The organism is Streptomyces sp. WM4235 (assembly GCF_001279725.1).
Lineage (GTDB): Bacteria > Actinomycetota > Actinomycetes > Streptomycetales > Streptomycetaceae > Streptomyces.
Map to the genome: position 1 here is coordinate 44,654 of NZ_LGDE01000360.1, position 14,309 is coordinate 58,962.

Annotated in this window: 10 protein-coding genes; 4 read left to right on the forward strand and 6 right to left on the reverse strand. The window is 72.0% G+C overall.

From position 1 onward, the window contains the following. Nucleotides 1-16: 16 nt before the first annotated feature. Together ADK55_RS22525 and ADK55_RS22530 are read right to left on the reverse strand one after the other, a co-directional pair. Complete coding sequence (locus ADK55_RS22525; RefSeq protein WP_078999291.1) at nucleotides 17-1,516, reverse strand: serine/threonine-protein kinase; 1,500 nt, start codon at nucleotides 1,514-1,516, stop codon at nucleotides 17-19. Beyond that, entirely contained in the window at nucleotides 1,513-2,097 is a 585-nt protein-coding gene (locus ADK55_RS22530) for a hypothetical protein (protein ID WP_053681518.1), read from the reverse strand. The genes ADK55_RS22525 and ADK55_RS22530 overlap by 4 nt, the downstream gene beginning before the upstream one ends. A 307-nt stretch (nucleotides 2,098-2,404) precedes the next feature. Between ADK55_RS22530 and ADK55_RS37885 the strand changes: the two genes are divergently transcribed. Beyond that, on the forward strand, nucleotides 2,405-2,578 hold the full coding sequence (locus ADK55_RS37885) for an Rv0909 family putative TA system antitoxin (RefSeq protein WP_107089277.1): 174 nt from the start codon (nucleotides 2,405-2,407) through the stop codon (nucleotides 2,576-2,578). 79 nt (nucleotides 2,579-2,657) lie between these two features. On the opposite strand, the gene mfd is transcribed toward ADK55_RS37885, so the two are convergent. The 3 genes from mfd to ADK55_RS22545 form a co-directional block, all read right to left on the reverse strand. Beyond that, nucleotides 2,658-6,191: a transcription-repair coupling factor gene (gene mfd / locus ADK55_RS22535; protein ID WP_053681496.1), complete on the reverse strand. Its 3,534-nt coding sequence runs from the start codon at nucleotides 6,189-6,191 to the stop codon at nucleotides 2,658-2,660. A gap of 243 nt (nucleotides 6,192-6,434) precedes the next feature. Continuing rightward, nucleotides 6,435-9,011 (reverse strand): ABC transporter permease, encoded by a 2,577-nt coding sequence (locus tag ADK55_RS22540; protein ID WP_053681498.1) that lies wholly within the window; start codon nucleotides 9,009-9,011, stop codon nucleotides 6,435-6,437. Then, the gene (locus ADK55_RS22545) at nucleotides 9,008-9,784 is read right to left on the reverse strand and encodes an ABC transporter ATP-binding protein (protein WP_371591389.1); all 777 of its coding nucleotides are present in this window, start codon (nucleotides 9,782-9,784) and stop codon (nucleotides 9,008-9,010) included. The genes ADK55_RS22540 and ADK55_RS22545 overlap by 4 nt, the downstream gene beginning before the upstream one ends. A 413-nt stretch (nucleotides 9,785-10,197) precedes the next feature. Here ADK55_RS22545 and ADK55_RS22550 point away from each other — a divergent pair, with 413 nt between their 5' ends. Together ADK55_RS22550 and ADK55_RS22555 are read left to right on the forward strand one after the other, a co-directional pair. After that, complete coding sequence (locus ADK55_RS22550; protein ID WP_078999293.1) at nucleotides 10,198-11,814, forward strand: MFS transporter; 1,617 nt, start codon at nucleotides 10,198-10,200, stop codon at nucleotides 11,812-11,814. Nucleotides 11,815-11,887: 73 nt separating this feature from the next. Further along, on the forward strand, nucleotides 11,888-12,730 hold the full coding sequence (locus ADK55_RS22555; protein WP_234350202.1) for a hypothetical protein: 843 nt from the start codon (nucleotides 11,888-11,890) through the stop codon (nucleotides 12,728-12,730). Here ADK55_RS22555 and ADK55_RS22560 read toward each other — a convergent pair. Beyond that, nucleotides 12,709-13,266, reverse strand: coding sequence for an ABATE domain-containing protein (locus ADK55_RS22560; RefSeq protein ID WP_053681501.1), 558 nt, complete (start codon nucleotides 13,264-13,266; stop codon nucleotides 12,709-12,711). The two genes, ADK55_RS22555 and ADK55_RS22560, sit on opposite strands and share 22 nt — an antisense overlap. Before the next feature lie 81 nt (nucleotides 13,267-13,347). On the opposite strand from ADK55_RS22560, the gene ADK55_RS22565 reads away from it, so the two are divergent. Further along, complete coding sequence (locus tag ADK55_RS22565) at nucleotides 13,348-14,208, forward strand: alpha/beta fold hydrolase (RefSeq protein ID WP_053681503.1); 861 nt, start codon at nucleotides 13,348-13,350, stop codon at nucleotides 14,206-14,208. Nucleotides 14,209-14,309 lie beyond the last annotated feature (101 nt).

Sequence of the window (14,309 nt, forward strand, 5' to 3'; positions counted from 1 at the left end):
GGCCCGGACGCGGGGGTCAGCGGACCTGGCCCAGCCACTGGAGGGTGCGGCGGATCTCGACGGGGAGAGGGTGGCCCGGGCCGTGCACGCGGTCCGCGTCGAAGAGGAGGCGGACCAGGGTGTCGTGGGCGCCCGCCCGGTCGCCGAGGGAGAGCAGCAGGTGGGCTATCCGGCGGCGGACCTCCAGGGGCAGGCCGGGGTCCGGGTTGGCGTAGTGGTTCTCGAAGAGGGGCAGCAGGGAGCGGTACTCGGCGAGGGCGGCGGCCGGTTCGCCGAGCTGTTCCAGGCACTGGGCGGCGTCGTAGCGAAAGCGCAGCGCCTGGGTGTCCCCGGGCGGGAACTCGTCGGCGAGGCGGCGCAGTTCGGGCAGGGCGCGCCGGTACTGGCCGTCGTCCATCAGCGTGGCCGCGTACTGCTTGCGCAGGGAGCGGACCACCGGCGAGTGGTCCCCGTGCTCGGCGGCGGCCGCCGGGAGGATGCCGCCGAGGATGTCCACGGCCTGGGTGAGTCGCCCCTGGTCCAGGAGGGTGCGGGCCTCGTCCACGGCGCCCGGGATGTCCGGCCGGGGCGGGGCGGGCGGCGTGTCCGGGCGGGCCGGCACGGTCGGGCGGTCCGGCCAGGGGGCCTGCGGGCGCAGGAACGGGCGGGTCGGGTCGAGGTGGCCGGTCGGGACCCCGTGCTTGGGCAGCAGCGGGGTGAGGGCCTCGTACACCTCCTGCGCGGAACCGGGTCGGTCCTGCGGGTCCTTGGCGAGGAGGTGCAGGAGCACGGCCTCCAGGGCGTGCGGGACCTCGGGACGCAGCCGGCGCACCGGCACCGGGGGTTCGTACAGGTGCCGGTGCAGGACTCCGAGGGCGGTGGACCCGGCGAAGGGCACGTTGCCGCTGAGGAGTTCGTACAGCAGCACGCCGAGGGCGTACAGGTCGGTGTAGGGGCCGACGGCGCCGCCCATGGCCTGTTCGGGTGCCATGTAGGCGGGGCTGCCGATCGGAGTCCCGGTGCTGGTGAGGCGGGTGGTGTCGGTGTCCATCACCGAGGCGACGCCGAGGTCGAGGACGAGGACCGTGCCGTCGGGACGGATCATCACGTTGCGGGGCTTGAGGTCGCGGTGCACGATCGGCACCGCGTGGACGGCGGACAGCACCGAGCACAGCTGCGCGACCACCGCGACGGCCCACGGCCACGGGTAGGGGTCGTGTGCCGTGAGGTGGTCGGACAGGTCGGAGCCCTCGACGTACCCCATGACCAGGTACAGCTCGTCGCCGTCGTTGCCGGCGTCGTGCACGGTGACCAGCCCGGGGTGGTCGACCTGGGCCGTGACCCGGCATTCGCGCACGAAGCGGCGGCGCAGCTCCTCGGCGACGGTGCCGGGCCCCGCGACCTTGTCGGGGCGCAGCAGTTTGACGGCCACCCGCCGGTCCAACCGGCGGTCGTACGCCGTCCAGACCTGGCCCATGCCGCCCTGGCCCAGGATGCCGGCGAGCTGGTAGCGGTCGCCGATGAGCCGGTCGGTCACTGGTGGGGATCCTGGGTCGCGGTCGGGTTCGGGTCCTGGTACGGGCCGCCCGGCTTCGGGGGCCCGCTCGGCTGCGGCGGCCGGTTGCGCAGGAGTTCGCTCAGCTCGTCGAGTTCGGCGCGGACCTGCCCGATCCGCGGCGGCGGCGTCACCTGCGGCGGGACGTCCGGCCGGTTCGGGACCGGGGTGGAGGTCTGGCCCTGCGGGTAGCCGTAGCCCTGGCCGGCCCGGTGCTGCTGCGGCGGCGTGTACGGCGCGGGCGCCGGGTACCACGGGACCTGCGCCCGGTTGTCGTTCCGGTTCTCGTGGTGTCGGATGTCCGCGACGAGGAAGTACACGGTGACCGCGAGACCCGTCAGGAGGGTGCCGCCGGCGCCGAAGTCGCTCTGCCAGCCGCTGGTGTCCGGGGTCTTGTCGAGGCCGATGAAGACCACCCACACGACGAAGAGCACGCAACTGACGACGAGCAGCATCCAGTCCCGTGGCTTGCGCGTGACCAACGCGAGCCGCAGCATCGTGCCCCACGCGAGGAAACCGCAGGTCAGAATGGGCAGCACGGCGAACAGTACGCGCAACGTCACCACGCTCCCGTCGCTGGGACGGGGGCCGGGGTGGCCATGCTGCGGCGGGTAGCCGGGGCCGTGCATCGCTGCTCCTGACGGGCCGTACGAATAAAGAAAAGATGAGTTCCGGGACTGAGCGTATACAGCCTTGTCCGAAGTGGGTGAGGGGATGACCGCAACCGTTGCAGGGTCGCAGCACGACGACGCGCGGGGCGACGCCGGCCGGGCCCGCCACCGGGACCGACCGCCGGCGGGCGAAGCTCGCGGAACGCGCGTAGCGTCACAAAGGGGACGCCATCAGGAGGTCGTTCAGGAGGTCGTGCACATGGGGATCTTCGACAGGTTCAAGGACCAGGCCAAGACCAAGGGCAAGGACATCTCGGACAACCTCGAGGATGAGGCCAACGAGAAGACCGGCGGGAAGTACGCCTCCCAGGTCGACCGGGCCCAGCAGGAGGCGGAGAAGCGCCTCGGCGTCGACGACGACCCGACGAAGTAGCCCGCGGGCGCGGGTGTGGAGCCGGCGGGTCCGCCGGCTCCACACCTGCGTCGGTCACCTCACGCGCACGCCGGGCACCTCACGAGCCGAGGATCGTGGTGAGGAACTCGCCGGTCCAGCCGAGCAGTTCCCGCCCGACCAACGGCTTCCCGCCGACCTTCGCCGTCTTCGGCCGGGGAATCAGCACCTGCGAGGCGGCCGGCTTGAGCACCGCCCCCGGGTAGAGCCGCTTGAGCCGCAGCTCCTGCGACTCCCTCAACTCCACCGGACCGAAGCGGATGTTGGGGCCCTGGAGGGTGATGTCGCCGACCCCGCAGGCACGGGCGAGCATCCGCAGCCCGGCCACCAGCAGCAGGTTCTCCACCGGCTCGGGCAGCTTGCCGTAGCGGTCGGTGAGTTCCTCCCGCACCGCCTTGACGTCGGCCTCGGAGTTCGCCGAGGCGATCGACCGGTAGGCCTGGAGGCGCAGCCGCTCACCGGGCGCGTAGTCGTGCGGGACGTGCGCGTCGACCGGCAGCTCGATCTTGACCTCCAGCGGCGGCTCCTCCTCCGGACCGCCCTCGATGGCCGCCCGGTAGTCGGCCACGGCCTCGCCGACCATGCGGATGTACAGGTCGAAGCCGACGCCCGCGATGTGGCCCGACTGCTCACCGCCCAGCAGATTGCCCGCGCCGCGGATCTCCAGGTCCTTCATGGCCACGTACATGCCGGCGCCCATCTCGGTGTGCTGGGCGATCGTCGCGAGCCGCTCGTGCGCCGTCTCCGTCAGCGGCTTCTCCGGCGGGTACAGGAAGTACGCGTACCCGCGCTCACGACCGCGGCCCACGCGACCGCGCAGCTGGTGGAGTTGGGAGAGACCGAAGTTGTCTCCGCGCTCCACGATCAGGGTGTTGGCGTTGGAGATGTCGATGCCCGACTCGACGATCGTGGTCGAGACGAGGACGTCGAACTTCTTCTCCCAGAAGTCCACCACGACCTGTTCCAGGGCCTGTTCCGACATCTGCCCGTGCGCCGTCGCGATCCGCGCCTCGGGCACGATCTCGCGCAGCTTCGCGGCGGCCCGGTCGATGGACTCGACCCGGTTGTGGATGTAGAAGCACTGCCCCTCGCGCAGCAGCTCGCGGCGGACGGCCGCGCCGATCTGCTTCTCCTCGTACGGGCCGACGAAGGTGAGCACCGGGTGCCGCTCCTCCGGCGGGGTGGTGATCGTCGACATCTCGCGGATGCCGGTCACCGCCATCTCCAGGGTGCGCGGGATCGGGGTCGCGGACATGGTCAGCACGTCCACGTTGGCGCGGAGCTTCTTCAACTGCTCCTTGTGCTCGACGCCGAACCGCTGCTCCTCGTCGACGATGACCAGGCCCAGGTCCTTGAACTTCGTCTCCTGCGAGAACAGTCGGTGCGTGCCGATGACGATGTCCACCGAGCCCTCGCGCAGCCCCTCCAGGGTGGCCTTCGACTCGGTCTCGTTCTGGAAGCGGGAGAGCGCCTTCACCTTGACCGGGAACTGGCTGTAGCGCTCGGAGAAGGTCCCGAAGTGCTGCTGCACCAGCAGCGTGGTGGGCACGAGGACGGCGACCTGCTTGCCGTCCTGCACCGCCTTGAAGGCCGCCCGCACGGCGATCTCGGTCTTGCCGTAGCCGACGTCGCCGCAGATCAGCCGGTCCATGGGGACGGACTTCTCCATGTCCTCCTTGACCTCGGCGATGGTGGTGAGCTGGTCGGGCGTCTCCGCGTACGGGAAGGCGTCCTCCAGTTCCCGCTGCCAGGGGGTGTCCGGGCCGAAGGTGTGGCCGGGGGCCGCCATCCGCGCGCTGTAGAGCCTGATCAGGTCGGCGGCGATCTCCTTGACCGCCTTCTTCGCGCGCGCCTTGGTCTTGGTCCAGTCGGCGCCACCGAGCCGGTGCAGGGTCGGAGCCTCGCCACCGACGTACTTGGTGACCTGTTCCAGCTGGTCGGTGGGGATGTACAGCCGGTCGCCGGGCTGGCCGCGCTTGGCGGGCGCGTACTCGACGAGCAGGTACTCACGTGTGGCGCCCTGCACCGTCCGCTGGACCATCTCGATGTAGCGACCCACGCCGTGCTGCTCGTGCACGATGTAGTCCCCGACCTCCAGGGTCAGGGGGTCGACGGACTTGCGGCGCCGGGTCGGCATCCGCCCCAGGTCCTTGCTGGCGGTGCGCTGCCCGGTCAGGTCGGTCTCGGTGAGCACGGCCAACCTCAGCGCCGGGTCGACGAAGCCGTTGTCGAGGGAGCCGCACGTCACGTGCACGATGCCCGGCTCCAGGACCGCGAGGTCCGCCTCCAGGCGGGCCGCGATGCCCTCGCCGCCGAGCACCTCGACGGTGCGGGCGGCCGGGCCGTGCCCCTCGGTGAGGTACACGGTGTGCCAGCCGTCGGCGATCCACCCCTTGGTGTCCGCGAGCGCGCGGGCGGTGTCGCCCCGGTAGGCCTCCGGGGCGTGCATCCCGAGCTTGAGGGTGTCGGCCCCGTCGGCGCTGTCGTCGGCGGCGAACGGGGAGACCGACCACCACATCATGTCGAGTGCGCGGGCGTGCTCGCGGACGTCGGCGATGCCGCGCAGGGATGCCGCGCCGACGTCGATCGGGGCCTGTCCGCCGCCGGCGGTGGCCGCCCAGGAGGCCATCAGGAACTCCTGGCTGGTGGCGACGAGGTCGGCGGCCCGGGTCCGTACCCGCTCCGGGTCGCACACGACGGCCATCGACCCGGCCGGCAGGACGTCGATCAGCAGTTCCATGTCGTCGACCAGGACGGGCGCGAGGGACTCCATGCCCTCGACCGCGATCCCCTCGGCGATCTTGTTCAGCAGTTCCCCGAGCTCCGGGTGCTCCTGTGCGAGCGCGGCGGCCCGCTCCCGCACCTCGTCGGTCAGCAGCAGTTCACGGCAGGGCGGGGCCCACAGCCCGTGATCGGCGATCTCCAGGGACCGCTGGTCCGCGACCTTGAAGTAGCGGATCTCCTCGACGTCGTCGCCCCAGAACTCCACGCGCAGCGGGTGTTCCTCGGTGGGCGGGAACACGTCGAGGATGCCGCCGCGCACGGCGAACTCGCCGCGCTTCTCGACCAGCTCGACCCGTGCGTACGCGGCCGCGGCCAGTGCCTGGACGACCTCACCCAGATCGACGGACTGCCCCTGCCGAAGGCTGACCGGGACCAGTTCGCCCAGCCCCTTGACCTGCGGCTGGAGCACGGAGCGGATCGGCGCGACCACCACGGAGACGGGGCCGGTGGCCGGGTCGTCCTTGCTCGGGTGCGTCAGTCGGCGCAGCACCGCGAGCCGGCGGCCCACGGTGTCGCTGCGGGGGGAGAGCCGCTCGTGGGGCAGCGTCTCCCAGGAGGGGTACTCGGCCACCTCGTCCGGCGGCAGCAGGGACCGCAGCGTGGCGGCCAGGTCCTCGGCCTCCCGCCCGGTGGCGGTCACCGCCAGCACGGTCCGTTCGGTCCGCCGGGCCAGCGCGGCGATGGCGAAGGGCCGTGCGGCGGCCGGGCCGACCAGGTCCACGTGCATCCGGTTGCCGTCCCCGGCCGCCGCGACCGCCTCGGTGAGGGCGGGGTCCCGGGTGACGGCGTCGAGCAGTCCGTACAGGCTCATGAGGAGGGCTTTCCGTCCGGTGGAGGGGCAACGCGAAGGGCCCGACACGTGAACGGGCCGGGGGTTCCCACCCTACGACGCGTCTTCCCCGACCGCGCGGGGGATTGCCGTCATCGCGGGGAGTGACGGCGCGGGCAGGGACGGCCGGCGGCGCGGCGGGCCCGGCCCCCGGCACGACGCCGGCCCCGGTCGTCCTGTCGGACGACCGGGGCCGGCGTACCCCCGTGACAACCGCCTCCCGACCTAGTCGGTGGCGATTGCGTTCAATACGTTCATCCGCCCCGCCCGGAAGGCCGGCACCAGTGCGGCGAACAGGCCCACCAGGGCCGACGCGGCGAACACCCCGAGGATGGTCGGCCAGGGGATCTCCAGGACCTTCAGGCCCTGGAGGGCGAGGAGTTGCTGCGCGGTCGCGCCCCAGCCCATGCCCAGGCCGAGGCCCAGGAGGGCGCCGAAGAGGGCGATGACCACCGACTCCAGGCGGATCATGCGGCGCAGTTGGCGGCGGGAGAGGCCGATGGCGCGCATCAGGCCGATCTCGCGGGTCCGCTCGACCACCGACAGGGCCAGGGTGTTCACCACGCCCAGGACCGCGACGATGATCGCGAGGGCGAGGAGCCCGTAGACCATGTTCAGCAGCTGGCCGACCTGGTCCTTCAGCGCCTGCTTGTAGTCGGCCTGGTTGAGCACCTTGTACTGCGGGTACTCGGCGAGCCCCGCCTTGACCTCGGCGTACGCGGTGTCGCCCTGACCGGCCTTGGCGCTGGCCAGCAGCATGAAGGGGCGCGGCATCCGCTCGGCCGGGACGTTGGCCTCGGCGACGGCGGTGGAGACGTACTTCATGCCCTTGTCGATGTTGCCCTCGTCGCCGGTGATCGCGGCGACCTTCAGCTTGACGGTCTTGCCGCCGGTGAAGGCGACCGTCAGCGTGTCGCCGAGCTTGATCCCGTGCTCGTCGGCGTAGAGCGAACCGACCGCCATAGCGTTCGGACCGTAGGCGTCGGCGTGCTCCCCGGCCCGCATCTTGCGCCGGATGTCCTTGGCGTACGACGGGTCGGTGGCGCCCAGGCCCTCGGTGACCGTGGAACCGTCGGGGGCCGTGATCTTGGCGGGCACCTCGCGGTAGGCGGTGACGTGGTCGAGGTTCTTGTTGGCGCGCATGGCCTGCTCGGCCTGCGGCACGACCGGCTGGTTGGTCGCGGAGTCGACGATGTAGTCCGCGCCGACGGACTTGTCGAGCTCGTCGGTGGCGGAGGCCACCATCGAGGATCCGACCACCGACAGGCAGGCGACCAGCGCCAGGCCGATCATCAGCGCGGCGGCGGTGGCGCCGGTGCGGCGCGGGTTGCGCAGCGCGTTGCGCTCGGCGAGCCGGCCGACCGATCCGAAGGGCCGCAGCACCGGGGCGGACAGCGCCCTGACCACGACACCCGCGAGGAGCGGGCCGATCACGATGAAGCCGATGAGGGTGAGGACCACGCCCAGGCCCAGCCACAGGGAGCCCGGGGCCGCTTCCTCGGCGGCGCCGGCGAGGTAGAGGGACGCGCCGCCGAGCCCGGTGAGGACCAGGCCGAGGGCGGCCCGGATCCGGCCGGCCTTCTTGTCGCCCGGGGTGCCCGCGTCGCGCAGGGCGGCCATCGGGGAGACCTTGCCGGCGCGGCGGCCGGGGATGTAGGCGGCGACGACGGTGACGGCGACGCCGAGGACCAGGCCGAGGACCGGGGTGGTCCAGGCGACCGTCAGGTCGTCGGTGGACAGGTCCATGCCCATCTGGCCCATGAGCTTCATGAGGCCGACGGCCAGGCCCACCCCGGCGGCGACGCCGAGGACGGAGCCGACGACGCCGAGCAGGAAGGCCTCGACGAGGACGGACCGGTTGATCTGCCTGCGGTCGGCGCCGATGGCGCGCATCAGGCCGATCTCCCGGGTGCGCTGGGCGACCAGCATGGAGAAGGTGTTGAAGATGAGGAAGATGCCGACGAGGAAGGCGATCCCGGCGAAGCCGAGCATCACGTACTTCATGACGTCGAGGAAGGAACCGACGTCCTTGCGGTTGGCGTCCGCGGCTTCCTTGGCGGTCTGGAGCTTGTACGTGTCGGCGCCGACGGCGGCGGCGACGTTCTGCTTCAGCTGCTCGTCGCTCACCCCGTCCTTGGCGGTGACGTTGACGTGGGTGAAGGCGCCGGCGGAGCCGAGCAGGAACGTCTGGGCGGTGGCCGTGTCGAAGTACACGATGGTCGCGCCCGGGTTGGTGACGGTGAAGGCGGCGATGCCGCTGATCTTCGCCCGGTTGTCACCGGTGACGGCGATGGTGCGGACCTCGTCGCCGAGCCCCAGGTGATGCTTCTCGGCGGTGTCGGCGTCGATCATCAACTCGGTCGGCCCGCGCGGGGCCTTGCCGGAGGTGATCTTCATCGACTTGAGTTCGTTGTCGCTCCAGTTGCCCGCGATGGTCGGGGCGCCGGTGGTCGAACCCAGGTTCTCGTTCTTGGTGTTGACGACGGTGACGGACATCGACAGGACGCCGCCCTCGGCGGACTTCACGCCCTGGGCCTTCTCGACCCGGTCGACGACCGAGCCGTTCAGCGTCCGCGGCTTGCCGCTGCCCGGGTTCTCCTGGTCGTCGCCGGCGCTCTTGGGGCTGACCGTGACATCGGAGTTGGTGACCGCGAACAGCTTGTCGAAGGTGGTGTTCATGGTGTCCGTGAACACCAGCGTGCCGCAGACGAAGGCCACGGACAGCAGGACGGCGATGGCGGAGAGCGCCATTCTTCCCTTGTGCGCGACGAAGTTGCGTCGCGCGGTCTTCATGACGGTCACGAGGTCCGCCCGCGTGCGTCGAAGTCCTTCATCCGGTCGAGGACCTGCTCGGCGGTCGGGTCGATCATCTCGTCGACGATCCGGCCGTCGGCGAGGAAGATGACGCGGTCCGCGTAGGAGGCGGCGACCGGGTCGTGGGTGACCATGACGATGGTCTGGCCCAGTTCGTCCACCGACTGGCGGAGGAAGCCGAGGACCTCGGCGCCGGCCCGGGAGTCCAGGTTTCCGGTCGGCTCGTCGCCGAAGATGATCTGGGGGCGGGCGGCGAGGGCGCGGGCGACCGCCACGCGCTGCTGCTGGCCGCCGGAGAGTTCGGTGGGGCGGTGCTTGAGGCGACCCGCGAGGCCCACCGTCTCGACGACCCGGTTCAGCCACTCCGCGTCCGGCTTGCGGCCCGCGATGTCCATGGGGAGCGTGATGTTCTCCAGGGCGTTGAGCGTCGGCAGCAGGTTGAACGCCTGGAAGATGAAGCCGATCCGGTCCCGGCGGAGCTGGGTGAGCTTCTTGTCCTTCAGGCCGGTGATCTCGGTGTCGTCGAGGAAGATCTCACCGCTCGTCACCGTGTCCAGGCCCGCGAGGCAGTGCATCAGCGTGGACTTGCCGGAGCCGGAGGGGCCCATGATCGCGGTGAACTGCCCGCGCCGGATGTCCACGTCCACCGCGTCGAGGGCGACGACGCGGGTCTCTCCCGAGCCGTAGGCCTTGACGACCTTGCGTGCCCGGGCCGCGACGGCTTCATGCCCTCCAGTACCCCCGTGCCTGGTTTCGGTCATAGCCGTTGTCACGGTGTTTCCCCTCGTTCGTTCGTCGGTGCGTGCGTACATCGGTGCGTGCGTGCGTGCGTCGGTGCGTGCGTCCGCTTGTGGCGTCGGCTCGCGGTGATCCGTGTGCCGCCGTCGTGAAGTCTCCAGCGCGGGGGCGTTCGGGCGCACTGGTGCCCGTCGCCATATCCGTCGGGGGGTTGTCCCCACCCCCCGACGGCCTCGCCTCATGTGAACCAGTTAAAGACGCGCCGGGGCCACCCACCTCCTCCGGCGGGACGAACGGCCCCTGGGTCCTTGTGCTGACGAACCCCTAGGGGTTCTGCACCCTTCGATGGACCCGAAGTGAGGGATACCGCCGGAAACACCCGTGGTGAGAAGGTGTTCCCCGCGGATGCGTGCACGGTGAAGGGGGTTCGACGGGCATGGGGAAGAAAGCGGAACCGCCCCTCGGGGAGGAGCCTTCGGGGCCGGCCGACGCGGTCGTCCCACCGGCCGGACCGTCCGGGGGAATCGTTTCCGCCACAGAGGACCCCGCGGCCGGCGCCCCCGCACCGGGGCGCCCGAAGACCGTGGTCGTCGTCTCGCTGATGCTGACCATGAGCCTCGTCGCCCTCGACGCGGCCGTCGTCTCCACGGCCGTCCCCCAGATCGTCGGCGACCTCGGTGGCTTCGCCGTGTTCTCGTGGATCTTCGCCGGGTACGTCCTCGCCACCACCGTCTCGCTCCCCGTCTACGGCAAGCTGTCCGACACCCACGGGCGCAAGCCCGTGCTGATCTTCGGGACGGCCCTGTTCCTCGTCGGCTCCGTGCTCTGCGCGCTCGCCTGGAACATGCCGGCCCTCATCGCCTTCCGGATCATCCAGGGCCTGGGCGGCGGCGCCCTCCAGGGCACGGTCCAGACCCTCGCCGCCGACCTCTATCCGGGCCGGGAACGCCCCCGCATCCAGGCCCGGATGTCCGCGGTGTGGGCCGTGTCCGCGCTGGCCGGCCCGGCCGTCGGCGGCCTGATCGCCACGTACGCCGACTGGCGGTGGATCTTCCTGGTCAACGTGCCGCCCGCCGCCCTGGCCCTGTGGTTCATCGCCCGCCACCTCGTCGAACCTGTACGGCCGCCAGGCCGCCGGGGGCCCGTCGACTGGGCGGGCGCCCTCGGGGTCTTCGCCTGCGGCGGAGTGCTGCTCTACGCCCTGGTGCGGGGCGGCGTCGCCTGGCCCTGGCTGTCGGCGCCCTCCCTGGGACTGTTCGGCGCGAGCGCGGTCCTGGCCGCGGTGGTGGTCCGGGTGGAGCGCCGGGCCGCGGAACCGATCCTGCCCGGCTGGGTCTGGCGCCGCCGCACCATCGCCGCCGTCAACCTCGCCATGGGCGCCCTCGGCCTGCTGATCGTCGCCCCGCAGGTGTTCCTGCCGATCTACGCCCAGAGCGTGCTGGGCCTCGGAGCCGTCGGCGCCGGGCTGCTCACCTCGGCGATGACCCTGACCTGGCCCCTCAGCGCCGCCCTGTCCCAACACGTCTACCGGCGCGTCGGCTTCCGCGACAGCGCCGTCCTCGGGGTGGGGATCGCCGCCGTGGCCCTGTTCGGCTTCACGCTGCTCCCGTACCCGGGCTCGGTGTGGCAGCCCGCACTGGTCATGCTGCTGCTCGGCGGCGCCCTCGGCCTGTTCCAACTCCCGCTGATCGTCGGGGTGCAGTCCACCGTCGGCTGGGCGGAACGGGGCACCACGACGGCCTCCGTGCTGTTCTCCCGGCAGGTCGGCCAGAGCGTGGGAGCGGCCCTGACGGGAGCCGTCGCCAACGCCACCATGGCCGCCCGGCTCGCGGACGCCCCCGTGTCGGGACTGCCGGACCACCTGGACGACGTGTCGAAGGCCCTCGACCGACCGGGACAGCTTCCGCCGGCCGCCGCCGACTACCTGCGGGAGGCCGTGGACGCCGCGGTGGACCACGTCTTCCTCGGCGCGACGGCCGCGGCGGTGGCGGCGCTGGTGGTGCTGCTCCTGGTCGCGCCGCGGAAGTTCCCGGTCCTGCCCGAGCAGCGGTAGACCCCACCGGGGTTGTCATGGCTCGAACGAATGGGCTATCTGTCTACCCACGGACACCACTCGGGGGAACACCATGACTTCCGCACTCCTCGCCCTGCTCTTACTGGCGACCCTGACCTGCCCCGTCGCCCTGCGGCTGCGCCGCAACCCCGGCTTCATCACCGGGCGCGACGGCCGGCTCTCCACCTCCACCACCCTGGCCCTGGCCTGGACGGTGATCCTGTTCTGGCTGCTCCTGGCGATCCTCGCGTACGGGCTGACGGCCGGCGGCGGCGTCGACTGGTTCCAGGGCGAACACGGCCCGCTGTCCTCGCTGACCACGGTGTACCTGCCACTGCTCGGCGGCCCGTACGTGGCCCTCATCGCGGCGAAGACCGTCGTCGGGGTGCGCGTGGAGAACGGCAGCATGGCCAAACCCGCCCCGAAACCCACCCCCGGCGGCCGGCGACCCCTGCGCGACCTCATCGCGAACGACAGCGGCCGGACCGACCTGATGGACCTCCAGTACGTCGCCCTCAGCGCGGTCACGATGCTCTACGTCGTGCTGTTCTTCCTCTCGGACGTCGGCGGCGGGCTCCCCCGCCTCCCCTCGGAGATCTGGGCCCTGACCGGCGCCCCGGCGGGCGCCTACCTGGTGAACAAGATGGCCACCCGGGCCAACCCGGTGATCACCGACGTCGCCCTCGCCGACGGCGTCCTCACGGTGTCGGGCGGCGGCTTCGAGGACGCCCGGGTGAGCGTGGACGACACGGCCGTCCCCTCGACCCTGGACCCGACGACGTCCACCCTGACGGCCCCCCTCCCGGACGGGACCGCGCCCGCCTTCACCGTGGTGGTGACCTCACACGGCCTCAGGAGCGACCCCTACCGCCACCCGCGCCCCGAGATCCCCGCTCAGGCCCGGCGCCGCGCGTAGTAGCGGGCCACCCGGGCCCGGTTGCCGCACGCGCCCGCCACGCACCACCGCCGCCGCGGGTGCGCCGGGAGGAACAGCAGCACGCACTCCGCCCCCTCGCACTCCCGCACCTCCCCCACCCGCGGCCCGGTGAGCAGTTCCGTCACCGCCTCGGCGAGTTCCGCGGCGAGGCGCGCCGCCGGGTCGACGGTCGGGCGCACACGATCGGCCGTCAGCCCCGATCCGGCGGTCCAGTCCAGCTCCCGGTGGGCGGGGGCGCCCGCCAGGGCCGCGTTCAGCACGCGCAGCGCGTCGACCGGCGGCCGCTCACCGCCCCGTACGGCGGCCAACGCGGCCCGCGCCGCCTCCCGCACCGCGACCACCGCGACCACCTCGGCCTCCCCGACCCCGCCGGCGACCGGCCCCAGCCGCCCGGCCTCCTCGGCCAACCACCCGGCCAGGCCGTCGGGTTCGGCGATGAGGTCCCCGTCGGCGGGGCGGGTGTTCAGCAGGTCGAGCGCGAGGTGCTCGCCGATGAGCGGAAAGTTCACAGTCACGGACCTAATGCTACCCAATCCACTTGACCCATTAGCTCTGCTCCCGGAAACTAATGGAACAAGCACCCCAGGAGGCATGTGATGACCGTGGCCCGCATCCAACACCGCACCGTCGACGTGGACGGCGTCACCGTCGCCTACCGCGAGAGCGGCCCGGCCGACGCCCCCGTACTGCTGCTCCTGCACGGCTTCCCGACCTCCTCCCACCAGTTCACCCGCCTCATGGACGCCCTGGCCGACACCCCGTACCGGCTCATCGCCCCCGACTACCCCGGCTCCGGCCGGACCGAGACCCCGAACGGATTCACGTACTCCTTCGACCGGCTCGCGGACATCGTCGAGGGCTTCACCGACGCCCTCGCCCTGGACCGCTTCGCGCTGTACGTCTTCGACTTCGGCGCCCCGGTCGGTCTGCGGGTCGCCGCGCGGCGACCGGAGCGGGTGACGGGCCTCATCGTGCAGAACGGCAACGCGTACGAGGAAGGACTGTCGGACGCGGCCCGCGAGTTCGCCGGCCTGCGCCGCGAGGTGCCGGGCGACGAGGAGAAGGTCCGCGGGCTGTTCACCGAGGAGGGCACCCGCTTCCAGTACGAGACCGGGGTCGCCGACACCGCACTGATCTCCCCGGACTCCTGGACCCTGGACCTCCACCACCTCGCCCGCCCCGGCCGCGCGGACGCCCAGGCCGACCTGGCCTTCGACTACGCGTCGAACTTCGCCCACTACCCCACCTGGCAGGCGTGGCTCCGCTCGGCGCGACTCCCCGTCCTGGTCCTGTGGGGCGCGGGCGACCCCTTCTTCACCCCGGCGGGAGCCAAGGCGTACCTGCGGGACGCGCCGGACGCGGAGGTGCACGTCTTCGAGGGCGCGGGCCACTTCGCCCTCGAAACCCACCTCCCCACCATCGCCCCCCTGATCGCGGCCTTCCTCCCCACCCTCTGAGGTCGCCCCGAACGCCGGCGAGGCCGGGTTCGCCGGACGACCCGGTGAGACCGGATTCGCTCACGGGGGTCGGACGTCCGGTCGGGGGCGGGGACGGGGGG